General features: G+C 67.6%; 17 protein-coding genes and 3 pseudogenes. 5 read left to right on the forward strand and 15 right to left on the reverse strand.

Annotation, left to right across the window (positions count from 1 at the left end; genetic code table 11):
- Window positions 1-8 precede the first annotated feature (8 nt).
- The 9 genes and pseudogenes from era to rpoZ form a co-directional block, all read right to left on the reverse strand.
- Window positions 9-951 (reverse strand): annotated as a pseudogene (era, locus tag D3874_RS30355) (GTPase Era).
- Window positions 948-1,619: a ribonuclease III gene (rnc, locus tag D3874_RS30360; protein WP_233559944.1), complete on the reverse strand. Its 672-nt coding sequence runs from the start codon at window positions 1,617-1,619 to the stop codon at window positions 948-950. Before rnc ends, era begins: the two are co-directional and overlap by 4 nt.
- A complete protein-coding gene (lepB, locus tag D3874_RS30365; protein ID WP_456306412.1) occupies window positions 1,616-2,389 on the reverse strand; it encodes a signal peptidase I in 774 nt (257 codons plus the stop codon). Before lepB ends, rnc begins: the two co-directional genes overlap by 4 nt.
- A gap of 82 nt (window positions 2,390-2,471) precedes the next feature.
- On the reverse strand, window positions 2,472-2,888 hold the full coding sequence (gene acpS, locus D3874_RS14110; RefSeq protein ID WP_119778651.1) for a holo-ACP synthase: 417 nt from the start codon (window positions 2,886-2,888) through the stop codon (window positions 2,472-2,474).
- A complete protein-coding gene (locus tag D3874_RS14115; protein WP_119778652.1) occupies window positions 2,885-3,643 on the reverse strand; it encodes a pyridoxine 5'-phosphate synthase in 759 nt (252 codons plus the stop codon). Before D3874_RS14115 ends, acpS begins: the two co-directional genes overlap by 4 nt.
- 19 nt (window positions 3,644-3,662) lie before the next feature.
- Window positions 3,663-4,241 carry an orotate phosphoribosyltransferase gene (gene pyrE / locus D3874_RS14120; RefSeq protein ID WP_119778653.1) on the reverse strand — a complete coding sequence of 193 codons (579 nt, stop codon included), beginning with the start codon at window positions 4,239-4,241 and terminating at the stop codon, window positions 3,663-3,665.
- A 137-nt stretch (window positions 4,242-4,378) separates the two neighbouring features.
- Window positions 4,379-5,524, reverse strand: a complete 1,146-nt coding sequence (locus D3874_RS32440) for a RelA/SpoT AH/RIS domain-containing protein (protein ID WP_456306447.1) — start codon at window positions 5,522-5,524, stop codon at window positions 4,379-4,381.
- 44 nt (window positions 5,525-5,568) lie between these two features.
- Window positions 5,569-6,453, reverse strand: a pseudogene (locus tag D3874_RS32445) (RelA/SpoT family protein); the annotation flags it as partial.
- Window positions 6,454-6,636: 183 nt separating this feature from the next.
- On the reverse strand, window positions 6,637-7,023 hold the full coding sequence (gene rpoZ / locus D3874_RS14130) for a DNA-directed RNA polymerase subunit omega (RefSeq protein ID WP_119778654.1): 387 nt from the start codon (window positions 7,021-7,023) through the stop codon (window positions 6,637-6,639).
- Between the two features lie 144 nt (window positions 7,024-7,167).
- Here rpoZ and D3874_RS14135 point away from each other — a divergent pair, with 144 nt between their 5' ends.
- Window positions 7,168-7,914, forward strand: a complete 747-nt coding sequence (locus D3874_RS14135) for an NYN domain-containing protein (RefSeq protein WP_119778655.1) — start codon at window positions 7,168-7,170, stop codon at window positions 7,912-7,914.
- Here the strand turns inward: D3874_RS14135 and folK are convergent.
- Window positions 7,911-8,315 carry a 2-amino-4-hydroxy-6-hydroxymethyldihydropteridine diphosphokinase gene (folK, locus tag D3874_RS14140; RefSeq protein ID WP_338016753.1) on the reverse strand — a complete coding sequence of 135 codons (405 nt, stop codon included), beginning with the start codon at window positions 8,313-8,315 and terminating at the stop codon, window positions 7,911-7,913. The genes D3874_RS14135 and folK overlap by 4 nt on opposite strands.
- Entirely contained in the window at window positions 8,243-8,422 is a 180-nt protein-coding gene (locus D3874_RS30370) for a hypothetical protein (protein ID WP_233559945.1), read from the reverse strand. The genes folK and D3874_RS30370 overlap by 73 nt, the downstream gene beginning before the upstream one ends.
- Window positions 8,423-8,524: 102 nt before the next feature.
- Here D3874_RS30370 and D3874_RS14145 point away from each other — a divergent pair, with 102 nt between their 5' ends.
- Together D3874_RS14145 and D3874_RS14150 are read left to right on the forward strand one after the other, a co-directional pair.
- Window positions 8,525-9,145 carry a LabA-like NYN domain-containing protein gene (locus tag D3874_RS14145; RefSeq protein ID WP_119778656.1) on the forward strand — a complete coding sequence of 207 codons (621 nt, stop codon included), beginning with the start codon at window positions 8,525-8,527 and terminating at the stop codon, window positions 9,143-9,145.
- 53 nt (window positions 9,146-9,198) lie between these two features.
- Complete coding sequence (locus D3874_RS14150) at window positions 9,199-9,780, forward strand: uracil-DNA glycosylase (RefSeq protein WP_233559946.1); 582 nt, start codon at window positions 9,199-9,201, stop codon at window positions 9,778-9,780.
- Window positions 9,781-9,783: 3 nt separating this feature from the next.
- Here D3874_RS14150 and D3874_RS32450 read toward each other — a convergent pair whose 3' ends face one another.
- Both D3874_RS32450 and D3874_RS32455 read right to left on the reverse strand, forming a co-directional pair.
- Window positions 9,784-10,164 carry a hypothetical protein gene (locus D3874_RS32450; protein ID WP_456306413.1) on the reverse strand — a complete coding sequence of 127 codons (381 nt, stop codon included), beginning with the start codon at window positions 10,162-10,164 and terminating at the stop codon, window positions 9,784-9,786.
- Window positions 10,165-10,208: 44 nt separating this feature from the next.
- Window positions 10,209-10,847 carry a DMT family transporter gene (locus D3874_RS32455; RefSeq protein ID WP_456306414.1) on the reverse strand — a complete coding sequence of 213 codons (639 nt, stop codon included), beginning with the start codon at window positions 10,845-10,847 and terminating at the stop codon, window positions 10,209-10,211.
- Window positions 10,848-10,947: 100 nt separating this feature from the next.
- Between D3874_RS32455 and D3874_RS14160 the strand changes: the two genes are divergently transcribed.
- Window positions 10,948-11,385: an SRPBCC family protein gene (locus D3874_RS14160; protein ID WP_158596029.1), complete on the forward strand. Its 438-nt coding sequence runs from the start codon at window positions 10,948-10,950 to the stop codon at window positions 11,383-11,385.
- 111 nt (window positions 11,386-11,496) lie between these two features.
- Here D3874_RS14160 and D3874_RS14165 read toward each other — a convergent pair whose 3' ends face one another.
- Both D3874_RS14165 and D3874_RS14170 read right to left on the reverse strand, forming a co-directional pair.
- Complete coding sequence (locus D3874_RS14165; protein WP_199699064.1) at window positions 11,497-11,844, reverse strand: cupin domain-containing protein; 348 nt, start codon at window positions 11,842-11,844, stop codon at window positions 11,497-11,499.
- Window positions 11,845-11,857: 13 nt separating this feature from the next.
- Window positions 11,858-12,559: pseudogene (locus D3874_RS14170) on the reverse strand (Bax inhibitor-1/YccA family protein); the annotation flags it as partial.
- Between the two features lie 187 nt (window positions 12,560-12,746).
- Here D3874_RS14170 and D3874_RS14175 point away from each other — a divergent pair.
- Window positions 12,747-14,372, forward strand: a complete 1,626-nt coding sequence (locus D3874_RS14175; RefSeq protein ID WP_119778658.1) for a hypothetical protein — start codon at window positions 12,747-12,749, stop codon at window positions 14,370-14,372.
- Window positions 14,373-14,376: the final 4 nt, after the last annotated feature.

Raw genomic sequence — 14,376 nt, forward strand, 5'->3', positions numbered from 1 at the left:
CCCGCCCCTCACTCCTGCCAGTCGAGGCCCATGGCCTTGTAGCGTTCGCGGTCGTCGGCCCATTTGGCGCGCACCTTGACGAACAGGAACAGGTGGATGCGGTGGCCGAAGAGCTTTTCCATCTCCTCGCGCGCCATGCTGCCGATGATCTTCACCGTCTGGCCGCCCTTGCCCAGGACGATCGCCTTCTGGCCGTCGCGCTCGACATAGATCACCTGCTCGATCTTGGCCGAACCGTCCTTCTGGCTTTTCCAGGATTCGGTTTCGACGTGGATCGAATAGGGCAGTTCCTCGTGCAGGCGCAGGTAGATCTTCTCGCGCGTGATCTCGGCCGCCAGCATCCGCTCGGGCAGGTCCGAGAGCTGATCTTCCGGGAACAGCCAGGGCCCTTCGGGCAGGCGCGCCTCGATCGCCGCCAGCAGGTCGTCGCAGCCGCTGCCGCCCTGGGCCGAGATCATGAAGGTCGCATCGAAATCCATGCGGGTGTTCAGCTCCTGGGCCAGCACCAGCAACGTCTCGCGTTTCACCAGGTCGATCTTGTTGAGCGCCAGCAGGACCTTGCGCCCGCCCCCTTCAGGCCCTTGAGCAAGGCCTCGACGCCGTCGTCGATGCCGCGCTCGACATCGACCACCATGACCACCAGGTCGGCGTCCGCCGCCCCCGACCAGGCGGCCGCCACCATCGCCCGGTCCAGGCGGCGGCGCGGCGCGAAGACGCCGGGGTATCGACGAAGACGATCTGCGAAGCGCCGCGGGTGGCGATGCCGGTGACGCGGGTGCGCGTCGTCTGCACCTTCTGGGTGACGATCGAGACCTTGGCCCCCACCAGGCGATTGGTCAGGGTCGACTTGCCGACATTGGTCGGCCCGACGATGGCGACGAAGCCCGCCTTGGTGGGGCCGCCCGCGGCAGGGCCGCCAAGAGGCGCGCTTTCGGTCGGCTCGGTGGTCATGGCTCCCCCTTCAAGGCATCCAGCAGCCGCTGGGCCGCCTCCTGTTCGGCGACACGCTTCGACGGTCCCCGGCCCTCGCCCCGCTCGCCCGCCGGCAGCACGGCGGCGACGGCAAAGATCGGGGCGTGGTCGGGGCCGGACCGGGTCACCAGTTCATAGCGGGGCTGGCCCAGGCCGCGGCCGACCGCCCATTCCTGCAAGGCCGTCTTGGCATCCTTGGGCGGGGTCAGGCGATTGGCCAGGTAATCCACCCACAATCGGCCGACGACACCGCGGGCCGCGGCCAGCCCGCCGTCGAGATAGACGGCGGCGATCACCGCTTCCATCGCGTCGGCAAGGATGGCCGGCTTGGCCCGGCCGCCCTGCTCCTCCTCGCCCTTGGCCAGGCGAAGGTGGCGGCCCAGGTCGATGTCGCCGGCGATCTGGGCCAGCGTCTCGCGCCGGACCAGGCCGTTCAGGCGAACCGCCAGCGTCCCCTCGTCCCACCCGGGATGGGCGGCATAGAGGGTTTCGGCGACGACCATGCCCAACACCCGGTCGCCCAGGAACTCGAGGCGTTCGTTCGAATTTTCGGTGCCGGCGCTCTTGTGGGTCAAGGCCCGTTGCAACAGGACGGGATCGGCAAACTGATGGCCCAGCGCCCTGCTCAGAAGGTCGTTGGCGCTCACCGGATCACTTGCAGCAGGCGACCGTAGCGGATCGCGCCGAACCACTTCCAGGGTTCGAACAGGCCGGCCGTGCCATCGGTCGAGAAGAAGATCACCTCGGCCCGGCCGATCAGGTTTTCGGCCGGAATGAAGCCGACGCCGTTCTCCTTGGGATTGACCCGGCTGTCGATCGAGTTGTCGCGGTTGTCGCCCATGGCGAAATAATGGCCCGCCGGCACCTCGTAGACGCCGGTATTGTCCAGCGTGTTGGCGTCGGTCAGGTTGAAGGTGATGTAGGTCTTGCCGCTGGGCAGCGTCTCCCGGAACTGCTCGATCCGGCGCACGCCACCGCCCGGGAAGGCCTCGATATAGTCTTCGATGCGCTCGCGCTTCACCGGGGTGCCGTTGACGATGAGCACGCCGCCCGTGACCTGGATCTTGTCGCCCGGCAGGCCGACGATGCGCTTGATGTAGTCGACATTGGGTTCGCTGGGCTTGCGGAAGACGACGACATCGCCGCGCTCGGGCGCGTTTTCGATGATCCGGCCTTCGAACAGGGGCAGGCCCAGGGGGATCGAGTAGCGGGAATAACCGTAGGAATATTTGGAGACGAACAGGTAGTCGCCGACCTCGAGCGTGGGCCGCATCGATTCCGACGGGATATTGAACGGCTCGAACAAGGTGGTGCGGATCACGATGGCAATCAAAACCGCATAGATGACGGTACGGACCGTCTCCCAGAACGAGGACCGGCCGGCCTTTTTCATCACGTCTTCCTCGAAACTCGCCACGCACCATCTCCAGAAATGCCGGGGCATCAAGCCGAGGCGACCGTGCAATGTCAACTGGGCCGGCGGTTGCCAGGCCCGGGACTCACCCCTGCCCGCCGTCGAGGGGCAAGGCGGAAATGATGACCACGGCACTGGCCAGCGGCGGCTCGTCGGTAATGGTCAGGTCGATCACGGCCCGCATGCCCTTGGGGGTAATGGCCTTCAGCCGGTCCAGGGCACCGCCGGTCAGCAACAGCGTCGGCTTGCCGCCGGGCAGGTTGACGACGCCTAGGTCGCGCCAGAACACGCCGCGATTGAAGCCGGTGCCCAGGGCCTTGGCGCAGGCTTCCTTGGCGGCGAAGCGCTTGGCATAGGTGGCCACACGGGTGCGCAGGCGGCGTTCGGCCTTGCCCCGTTCGGTCTCGGTGAAGATGCGCTCGATAAAGCGCTCGCCGAACCGCGCCAGCGTCTTCTCGATCCGCCGGATGTCGACCAGGTCGGAACCCAGGCCCAGGATCACGCGGCGATCCCCGCCTCGCCCCGGGCCTCGTCCATCAGGGCGCGCATGCGGCGGATCGAAGCATCGAGCCCGGTGAAAATCGCCTCGCCGACCAGGAAATGGCCGATGTTGAGCTCGACGATGGTCGCGATCGCCGCCACCGGCTTCACCGTGTCGAAGGCCAGGCCGTGGCCGGCGTGGCATTCCAGGCCCAGGCGCTCGGCGACCTCGGCCGCCTTGACCAGGCGCGCCAGTTCGCCGGCCCGGGCCGCCCCCTCGACCTCGCAATAGGCGCCGGTGTGCAGTTCGACGATGTCGGCGCCCAGGGCCTTGGCCACCGCCAACTGTACTTCCTCGGGGTCGACGAACAGGGAGACGCGGATCCTGGCTTCCCTGAGGGCACGGATGAACGGGGCCAGCACCCGGTGGCTGGCGGCGACGTCGAGGCCGCCCTCGGTGGTCTTCTCCTCGCGCTTTTCCGGCACCAGGCAACAGGCATGGGGATGATGGGCCAGCGCGATCGCCAGCATCTCGTCGGTCGCGGCCATTTCCAGGTTCAGCGGCAGGTCGATCTCGCGCGCCAGGCGCGAAATGTCGTCGTCGGAAATATGGCGCCGGTCTTCGCGCAGATGGGCGGTGATGCCGTCGGCCCCGGCCGCCGCCGCCAGGCGGGCCGCCCGCACCGGATCGGGGTGCCGGCCGCCGCGCGCGTTGCGGATGGTGGCGACATGATCGATGTTCACGCCGAGACGAAGTGGCAGCAGGGCCTTGGTCATGGGCAACCTCGCGATTATTTCAGGCCGCGACTGCCCGGCTTGATCGCCGGATCGCAGCCAGGTCGGGCGGCAATTGATCCGCCGGATAGGCGGGGACGGAAAGGCGCACCAGCGCCACCAGGGGCACGCCGATATCGGCCTTGCCATCGGAACGGTCGACCAGCGAAGCACCGGCGACGACCTTGCCACCCAATTCCTCGATCACGGCGATACATTCGCGGGATGAAAGACCGGTGGTCACCACATCCTCGACCATCAGCACGCGAGCGCCCTCGGGAATGTCAAAGCCGCGGCGCAGGGCGAACTTGCCGTCGACCCGTTCGACGAAGATCGCCGGCACGCCCAGTTGCCGTCCCATCTCGTAGCCGACCACGACACCGCCCATGGCCGGCGAGACCACGAGATCGATGCCGTTACCAACAGCGGCATGGACCTTGTCGGCCAGGGCGTTGCACAACCGCTCGGCCCGCTCCGGATCCATCAGGACACGGGCGCATTGCAGGTACATCGGGCTGCGCAGGCCCGAGGTGAGGATGAAATGGCCCTCGAGCAGCGCCTGCGCCGCGCGAAACTCGTCGAGTACCTGTGCCTTGTCCATTCCGCTAACCCTTGATGCCGGTGTTTCCCTCCTCACCCAACCCTCTCCTCCCAGGAGGAGAGGGCTCTGATCCCCCTCCGCCCTTTGGGGGGAGGGGTCGGGGGAGGTGGGCCGCACTGCCTTCGTCGCTAAGTAAACTAACCCCTCGCCCGCTCGACCGAGCTGACCGCCGGATTGGCCCGCAGGGCGGCGACGATCGAGGTCAAATGCTTCAGGTCGCGCACCTCGATGTCGATCATCATCTCGACGAAATCGGTGGTGCGGTCGGTGAATTTCAGGTTGATCACGTTGCCGTGGTTCTTGGCGATGACATTGGCCACCGTCGACAGGGATCCGGGTTCGTTGGAGGCTACCGCCGAAATGCGGCCGGTATGGGGCCCGTCCACCTGATCGTCCGACCAGGCAAGATCCAGCCAGCGCTCGGGCTGGTCGTTGTACTGCTCCAGCATCTTGCAGTCGATCGAATGCACGGTGACGCCGCGCCCGGTCGAGACGATGCCGACGATGCGGTCGCCCGGCAGCGGGTGGCAGCAGCCGGCATAGTGGATCGCCATGCCCGGGATCAGGCCCTTGATCGGCACGCCCTTGGCTGCACCTGCCTTGGCCTTGGCCCGGCCGATGGGCACGACCTTGGCCTGCTCCTTCAGCTTCTCGCCCGGGAACACCGCCTCGACCACCGAACGACCGGTGACCAGGCCCTGGCCGACCGCGACATAGAGATCGTCGATCGACTTCTGGCGAAAATTCTTGATGACGGCTTCGAGCGCCTTTTCGGTCGCCTCGTGGCCGCCCTGCTGGAAGGCCTTGGCGACGATTTCCTTGCCCAGCGCCAGATATTGGTCGCGCTGCTGGCCGCGCAGATAGCGCCGGATGGCCGAGCGGGCATGGCCGGTGACCACCAGGTGCTCCCAGTCGGGGCTGGGCGTCTGCGCCTTCGAGCGGACGATCTCGACCTGGTCGCCGTTCTGCAGCACGGTGCGCAGCGGCTGCAGCCGGCCGTTGATCTTGGCGCCCACGCAGGTATGGCCGACCGAGGTATGGACGGCATAGGCGAAGTCGAGCGGCGTCGCCCCCGCGGCAGGGCGATCAGGTCGCCCTTGGGGGTGAAGCTGAACACCTGGTCCTGGAACATTTCGAGCTTGGTGTGCTCGAGAAACTCCTCCGGTGTCGAGGCGTGTTCCAGGATCTCGAGCAGTTCGCGCAGCCAGCGGTACTGCATGCCGTCGGTCGGCGCCGGGACGGTCGCGCCGTTGGCGCCGGCGGGCACCTGCTTGTAGCGCCAGTGCGCGGCGACGCCCAGTTCCGCCACCTCCTGCATTTCGCTGGTGCGGATCTGGACTTCGATCTTCTGCCGCTCGGGCCCGATCACCGTCGAATGCAGCGAGCGGTAGCCGTTACGCTTGGGCGTCGAGATGTAATCCTTGAAGCGGCCCGGCACCATCGGATAGGCGCCGTGAATGACGCCCAGCGCCCGGTAGCATTCGCCGATATCGGCCACGACGATGCGGAAGGCCATGATGTCGGAGAGCTGCTCGAAGGAGATGTTCTTGTTCTCCATCTTGCGCCAGATCGAGAACGGCCGCTTTTCCCGCCCCAGGATCGTGCATTCGATATCGGCGGCGACCAGGGTGCGGCGCAATTGCTCCGAAACCTTGGGGATCAGCCGCCCGCCCTGGGAGCGCAGGAAGCCCAGGCGCGCGATGATGCCTTCACGGGCATCCGGGTTGATCTGGGCGAAGGCGAGGTCCTCGAGCTCCTCCTTCATGTCCTGCATGCCGATGCGCTCGGCCAGCGGCGCATAGATCTCCATCGTCTCGACGGCGATGCGCTTGCGCTTCTCGGGATCCTTGATGAAGCCCAGGGTGCGCATGTTGTGCAGGCGGTCGGCCAGCTTGACCAGCAGGACGCGAATGTCGTTCGACATCGCCACCAGCAGCTTGCGGAAATTCTCGGCTTGCCTCGCGGATTCCGACGCCGGGCGTTCCAGCTTCGAGAGCTTGGTCACGCCGTCGACGAGCTGGGCGATCTTGGAGCCGAAGAGCTTCTCGATCTCCTCGTAGGTGGCGATCGTGTCTTCGAGCGTGTCATGCAGCAGGGCGGTGACAATCGTGTCGCCGTCCAGCTTCATCTCGGTCAGGATGCCGGCGACTTCGAGGGGATGGGAAAAGTAGGGATCGCCCGAGGCACGCTTCTGGCTGCCGTGCGCCTTCATCGAGAAGACATAGGCACGATTGAGCAGGTTTTCGTCCGCGTGGGTGTCGTAGGCGCGGACCCGCTCGACCAGTTCGTATTGGCGGATCACGGGCGGGTACCCTTGGGCGATAGGCCCCGCCGATCACGGCGGGCAACGGGCCGCGCGCGGTCGCGGCGGCCCAGCGTCAGAGGCGCGGCCGCCTTATTCTTCGTCGCCTTCGTCTTCGCCACCGAGAGCCGCATCGAGTTCCGCCGCCAGATCGGACATCGAATCAGCATACGCCTCGGAATTCATCCCATCGAGCCCGGCCTCATGCCCGGCCATCAGGCGAGGCATGTCGTCTTCGACGGGCTCGTCGCGCTCGACATGATGCTGGAGCGAGCCGACCAGATTATCGCGCAGGTTCTTCACCGGGATCGTCTCGTCGGCGATTTCGCGCAGGGCGACGACGGGGTTCTTGTCGTTGTCGCGCGCCACGGTCAGCGGCGCCCCGGCGGAGATGCCGCGAGCGCGATGACCGGCGAGCAGAACGAGCTCGAACCGGTTGGGAACCTTCAAAACACAGTCTTCAACGGTGACGCGAGCCATACGCGGCAACTCCCGTAGAATTTAAAGCGGACAGTGAACATAGGGAGTTGACGCCGCAAACGCAACATTTGGTGACGGGGGCTCGCCCCTGCGTATCTTGCGGGGGTAGGATTGTCCTTTGAAGCAGGCACCAGGACCCATCCCATGAGCATCCAGCAGGCCAAACTGGCGGTCCTGATCGACGCCGACAATGCCCAGCCTTCCCTGGCCGAGGCGCTGCTGGCGGAAATCGCCAAATATGGTGTCGCCAGCGTCAAGCGCATCTACGGCGACTGGACCCAGCCCAACCTGAAGGGCTGGAAGGATGTCCTGATCCAGCACGCGATCCAGCCGATGCAGCAGTTCCGCTATACCGTCGGCAAGAACGCGACCGACAGCGCCTTGATCATCGATGCCATGGACCTGCTCTATACCGGCCGCTTCGACGGTTTCTGCCTGATTTCCAGCGACAGCGACTTCACCCGCCTGGCCTCGCGCCTGCGCGAAGCAGGCCAGACCGTCTACGGCTTCGGCGAGCGCAAGACACCGGCCTCGCTGGTCGCTGCCTGCGACAAATTCATCTTCGTCGAAGTCCTGCGCGCGCCCGAACCCGACGAGGAACCGCCCGCCCCGGCCAAGGTGGCCGCCGCCCTGAAGCGCGACGCCAAGCTGGTACACCTGTTCCGCGAAGCCCTGAATGCCACCGCGGGCGACGACGGCTGGGCGCCCCTGGGCGCCATCGGCAGCTTCATCGGCAAGCAGGCCCCGGAATTCGACCCCCGCAACTACGGCTACAAGCGCCTGGGCGAACTGGTCCCGGCGATCGGCCTGTTCGAGCTGGACCAGCGCCCCAACCCTGACGGCCGCTCGAAGACGATCTATGTGCGGGAAGGCAAGCGCAAGGCGGGTTAATCCGCGACCGGCCGGCACACCTGCGTCGCATCGAGCCGCGCCACCATGGTGGCGAGGTCTTCGCCGGTGACCGGGTGGCGCCAGGCGGGGGCGATGTCCGACAGGGGGCGCAGGACGAAGGCGCGTTCGGCGATGCGCGGGTGGGGCAAGGTGAGACCGGCCAGTTGCTCGCCGCCGCAGGCCAGGTCGCCGTAAGCCAGCAGGTCGAGGTCGAGGACGCGCGCCTCCCAGCGGATGCGGCGGACCCGGCCGAAGCCGGCCTCGATCGCGTGCAGGCGCTCGAGCAGGGCTTGCGGCGAAAGGCTGGTCTCGACCCGGGCCACGGCGTTCACGAACCAGGGCTGGTCCGAGACCGGGACCGGCGCGCTTTCCCACAGCCGCGAGGTGGCGACCAGGTGCAGGCCGGGGCCGCGGCCAGGGCCGCGATCGCCGCGGTCACGGTCTCGCGCGGGCCGCGGCCCTGGGCATCGGGGAGATTGGCGCCCAGCCCGACCAGGATCATGGACACGCCGTCTTCTCAGGCTGGGACACTTGACCTAGAATAGTGAAACAGTCATGCAACATGGCTGGATTTGATCGCGCGACCATTTTTCCAAGGACCATTTCACTCATGACTTTCTATGCTGACGAGCGCCTGGCGCTGTTCATCGACGGCGCCAACCTGTTTTCGGCGGCTCGTAACCTGGGCTTCGACATCGACTACCGCCGCCTGCTGACCGAGTTCGGCAAGCGCGGCCACCTGGTGCGCGCCTACTACTACACCGCCCTGCTGGAGGGCGAGGAATATTCGCCGATCCGGCCGCTGGTCGATTGGCTGGACTACAACGGCTATATGGTCGTCACCAAGCCGGCCAAGGAATTCACCGATGCCCAGGGGCGCCGGCGGATCAAGGGCAGCATGGACATCGAACTGGCCTGCGACATGCTGGACCTGAGCCCCCGGCTGGATCATGCCGTGCTGTTCTCGGGCGACGGCGGCTATCGCCGCGTGGTCGAGGCGATGCAGATGCGCGGCGTGCGCGTCACCGTGGTCTCGACCGTGCGCTCCAGCCCGCCGATGATCGCCGACGAATTGCGCCGCCAGGCCGACAGTTTCCTCGAACTGACCGATCTTGCCCCCTCGATCATGCGCGACCCGGCGATCCGCGAGCAGAACCAGCGCGAGCGCATCATGATCGCCGAGGACGACACCGGCAACGCCCTGCCGCCCGGCCTGGTGGGCCGCCGCTGACCAAGGGCGTCGAGCCGCCGGCAAACTGCCCGCTGTGCCCCCGGCTGGCGGCCTTGCGCCGCCAGTTGCGCCATGACCAGCCCGGCTGGCACAACGCCCCCGTCGCCGCCTTCGGGCCGATCGAGGCCCGGGTGCTGGTGGTCGGCCTCGCCCCCGGCCTCAAGGGCGCCAACCGCACCGGCCGGCCCTTCACCGGTGACGATGCGGGCGGCTTCCTCTATGCCACCCTGCGCAAGGCAGGCTTTGCCACCGGCACCTATGCGGCCGACGGCGACGACGACCTGGCGCTGGAGGGTTGCCGGGTAACCAATGCGGTGCGCTGCCTGCCGCCGGGCAACAAGCCGACGGGCAGCGAGATCGCTGCCTGCCGCCCCCATCTGGCGCGCGAGATCGCGGCGATGGCCGACCTGCGCGCCATCGTCGCCCTGGGCCGTGTCGCCCATGGCGCGACCTTGAGCGCGCTGGGCCACAAGGCATCCGCCGCCGGCTTCGGCCACGGCGCCGTTCACTGCCTGGACACGGTCACCCTGTTCGACAGCTATCACTGCTCGCGTTACAACACCAATACCGGCCGCCTGACCGCGCCGATGTTCGAGCGCGTGTTCGACGCCGTCAGGAGCCACCTGCGGGGCTGACCGTCAGCGGTGGCCGATATGGCCGTGGCGATGGTGCAGATCGGGATAATGCGGGTGCCGGTGGACCAGCGGCCGGTGCTGGTGATGATGGCTGTGCGGCTCGCCCGGCGGATCGTCGGCGGCGTGGTCGTGCTGGTGATGGGCGTCATGGCTGTGGCGATGCGCATGCGCCAGCGGTTCGTGGGCGTGATCGTGCTCGTGGCGCTCCGCCAGATGGAGATAGAGGCCGATCGCCATCAGCGCGGCGGCAGCCACGAACGGCAAGGTCACCGCTTCGTCGAACAACCATAGGGCCAGCAGCGTCCCCAGGAACGGGGCGGTCGAGAAATAGGCCCCGGTCCGGGCCGTGCCCAGATGGCGCAGCGCCAGCACGAACAGGACCAAACTTACACCATAGCCGAACAGCCCGACCAGGCCGGCGCCGGCGATCAGGCCGGGGGACGGCAGCCCGGCCCCGCGGTCAAAGCCAGGGCCAGGTTGACGCCGCCGGCGACCAGGCCCTTCACCGCCACGATCTGCACCGGGTCCGAGGCGGAGAGCTTGCGGGTGAGGTTGTTGTCGATGCCCCAGGCCAGGCAGGCGCCGGCAACCAGCAGCGCGCCCAGGCCGGCATCGACCGGCCCGTCGCGCCAGGACAGCAGCACCGCCCCGCCCAGGATCGCGGCCGCGCCCAGCACCAGGCGGCGGTCGACATTCTCCCTGAACACGACCCAGGCGATGGCCAGCGTCGCGACACCTTCGAGATTGAGCAGCAGGGCGGCACTCGAGGCCGAGATGCGGGCGAGCCCCAGCATGAGCAACAGCGGCCCGATCACCCCGCCCGCCAGGCAGACGAGACCCAGCCACGGCAGGTCCCGCCACGCCAGCGGTGCCTCGCCCGCGGCCCGGCCGGAGAGGTGCCGAACCCCGGCCACGGCGCCCAGGCCCAGCCCGGCGCCCAGGTAGAGCAGCCCCGCCAGCAGCCAGGGGTCGAGGCCATCGCCCAGCAGCAGCTTGGCCGCCGGCGTGCTGGCACCGAACAGCGCGGCCGACGCCAGCGCCAGTGCTGCGCCGAGCGAGACTTTCATGGTCGCGCACTTGCCATGGGGATTGGCACCTCGTCCGTTTGGCAGAGGCGACAGCCCTGCCCGCCCCGTAACTTTAGCCGGAAACCGACCGGGGACGGCAATGGCGCGCAACGCGATGCATTTCGATCATGTCTTCAAGGCCCCGCGCGAGGCGGTCTTCCGCCTGTGTGCCGGGCACGAGAGCATGGGCGCCATGTTCCCCGGCAAGAGCACCAATGCCAGGCCCTCCACCGATCCCGACTGGCCCGACGGGCTGGGCTCGATCCGGCACGTGAAGATGGGCCCCTTTCCGCCGGTGGTCGAGCAGGTCACGGTGTTTGCGCCCTACGAGCGCTATGAATACCGGGTGATCGGCGGCGGCCCGATCAAGAACCATGTCGGCATCATGCGCTTCTCCGACGTGGTCGAGGGCACGAGGTTGGAATACACCGTCACCTTCGACGGCCGCCTGCCCTTCACCGGCTGGCTGATCCAGCAGTTGATCTACCCGATGTTCGCCCAGGCCTTCGTCAACCTGCACAAGACGTTGGATCGGTGAGTCCCATACATCGTCATCCCGGCCGCAGAGCCGGGATCTTGTGATGGTCAGGCGCCGAGAATACTGGTCCCGAGATCCCGGATCTGCGCTGCGCTTGTCCGGGATGACGAGCTACGGTTCGTAGATCGTATAGACCTTCTTCACCGGCTCGATCGTGGCCCAGGTGCCCTTGAAACCGCTGGGGATGACGAAACTGTCGCCCGGGCCGAATTCCTGGGCGGTGCCGTCCTGCGCGGCCAGGCGGACCCGGCCTTCGAGGATGGTGCAGACCTCTTCCTCGCTGTAGTCGACCGTCCAACTGCCGACGGTCGAGGTCCAGATGCCGGCAAAGAACTTGCCGGTCTTGTCGGCATGTTCGTTCCACAGGCGGGTGGCCGGCGACCCGGCGAGGACGTGCGCCGGCGCACCTTCCTCGCCGGGGCCGTTGCACAGGCCCAGCTTGACGATCGAAACGCTCAATGCCCCGCCCCGCTCAATTGCTGGAACGCATCTTCGCCAGCAGGCGCAGGATCTCCAGGTACAGCCAGACCAGGGTCACCAGCAGGCCGAAGGCGGCGTACCATTCCATGTACTTGGGCGCGCCGACCTCGACGCCCTTTTCGATGAAATCGAAATCGAGCACCAGGTTGAGCGCGGCGATGGCGACCACGATCAGGCTGAAGATGATGCCCATGGTGCCGCCCTCATGGATCATGGGGATGCGGGTGCCGAACATCATCATCACGATGTTGACGAGATAGACCAGGGCGATGGCACCGGTGGCCGAGACCACCATCAGCTTGAAATTCTCGGTCGCCTTGATCAGGCCCGAGCGGTAGCAGAACAGCAGCACGCCGAAGACGCCGATGGTCAGCATCACCGCCTGCAGCACGATGCCGGGATATTGCAGTTCAAACAGCAGCGAGATGCCGCCCAGGAAGATGCCTTCGGCAACGGCGTAGATCGGCGCGCTAACGCCGGCCCAGGTCGGCTTGAAGCTGGTGACAAGGCCGACCACCAGGCCCACAATGGCCGCACCGATCATGGTGCCGGTCAGCAGGCCGATGCGCGCCTCGTCCTGGATCGCGATCGCGTTGGCGAAGGCGTACCAGACGTAGACCGCCGGCGCGATCACCGCGAGCAGCAGGATGCCGGTCTTGTTGACGGTGCCGTTCAGGCTCATCGCCTCGGCACTGCGGGCACGGCGCCCATGCCGGCGGCCACGGCCTTCGTGGCGGCATTGGTAAAAGTGGTTTCACGCAGCGTCGGATTACCGGATCTCATGGAAGCCCTCCCCCGAGGATTTGACGGCTCGAATGGCCTTCGAGCCTAGCATGACACGGGAACCAGACGTTAACCAATCCCTCTAAATACTTGCGATCATGAGCGGAAACACCAGGGATCAGCCGGAAGACCCGATCGCCAAGGCGACGTCCCTTGCCGATTCCCTGGCGCCCGACAAGGCGGCCCAATTGCTGGCCGGCCTGCCCCAGGAGGGGGAGGCCGAGAGCAAGGTGGCGCCCATCCGCCGGGCGCTGGTCGACCGCCTGAACCGCCTGCGGCCGCAGCGCGCGCGCCGCCTGTTCACCAGCCTGGTCGAGTCCATGCTGGTCGGCGAGACCCTGGGCGCGGAAGACCAAGCCCACGTCGCCTACGCCTTTTCGCGGGCCGACATCGGCGGCATCTGGCAGGCCCTGGCGCGCCGCGCCTTCCCGGACCTGGCGCTGGAGGTCACCCAGACCCTCGACCGCCTGTGCCAGAACCAGTTGATCGATGCGGCGATGGCCGAGCCGGCGGCGGTGGCCGTGCGCGAGCGCCTGCGCCTGGCGACGATCGAAAGCCTGGGCCGTATCCTGGCCGACCGGCACCTGGGCGAGAAATTCCTGGAAGCGGCCAATAACCTGCGCGACCGCGAGCATGCCCGGATCGCGCCGATCGATGCCGGCCCCTTGCCGCCGATGGGCCTCGGCCTGCTGGCCGATTTCATCGAGGCCCTGATGGCGGCGCCGGTCCTCACCCCGGCCCTGGCTGGCTATCTGCCGCGGCTGAAGACCAGTGCCGATAGCGAGACCGTCGGTGCGGCGCTGGCCGCCGGCACCAGCGAGATCGCCGGCGCCCTGAAGGCCGCCGGCCTGCCCGCGGCCGCGGCCGAGGCGCTGCCCCTGGCCGCGCTCAACCGCCTGTCCGCCTATGCCGGGGTCGCGGCTTACCTGCGCCGGCGGGGCGAGCGGGGCAACGGCCGCGTCGGCGGCGCCCTGGTCGCCCACTTCGCCAATCACCTGCGCGCCTTCGCCCAGACCCTGGCGGTGGCCGCGCCACAGGAGCGGCGCGAGGATCTGCCGCTGAGCCTCAGCGACGCCATCCGCACCCGGCTGATCACCCTGACCCAGCACCTCGAGGCAGAAGTCGGCGCCATCCGGCGGGCCGGCCTGGTCGATGCCCCGGCCCTGATGCCGGTGCTGCGCGACGCGGTGATGGACTGTGCCGCCGCCCTGGCCCGCACCGCTTTCGAACGTGTCGCCCACCGGTTTTCGGCGGCGCTGAACCATCGCCACGACGCCGCGATCGACGATGACGACGTCCGCCTCATCGTCACCCTGATCGCCCGCCTGCGCGCCGCCCTGCTGCCGACCGGCCTGCCCATCGGCCAGTTCACGACCTGGCGCGACCGGGCCGCCTCCGACATCGAATTCGCTGTCCACCGGGCGACCCGGCTGGACGGCGAGGCCGACGACAATCTCGCCGACCGCTTTGCCCATCTGGAACGGATCGAGGATCTGGCCCAGGCCGTCGGCCGCTCGATCGCCGCCGACCTGCAACCGACCAGCCGCCACACCCAGGTCATCATGGCCGCCAGGCTGGAAAACCCCGCGCCGCTGTCCCCGGCCGGGATCCGCATGTGCACCGGCTTCGCCACGGCCATCCGGGGCGAGATCGCCAAGGTCCGCTACTGGCGCAACCCCGAAATGGTCGCCCTGGCCGAACGCGCCGCCGCCCGCGGGCTGTAGCGGC

The organism is Oleomonas cavernae, assembly GCF_003590945.1.
Taxonomy (GTDB): Bacteria; Pseudomonadota; Alphaproteobacteria; order Zavarziniales; family Zavarziniaceae; genus Zavarzinia; species Zavarzinia cavernae.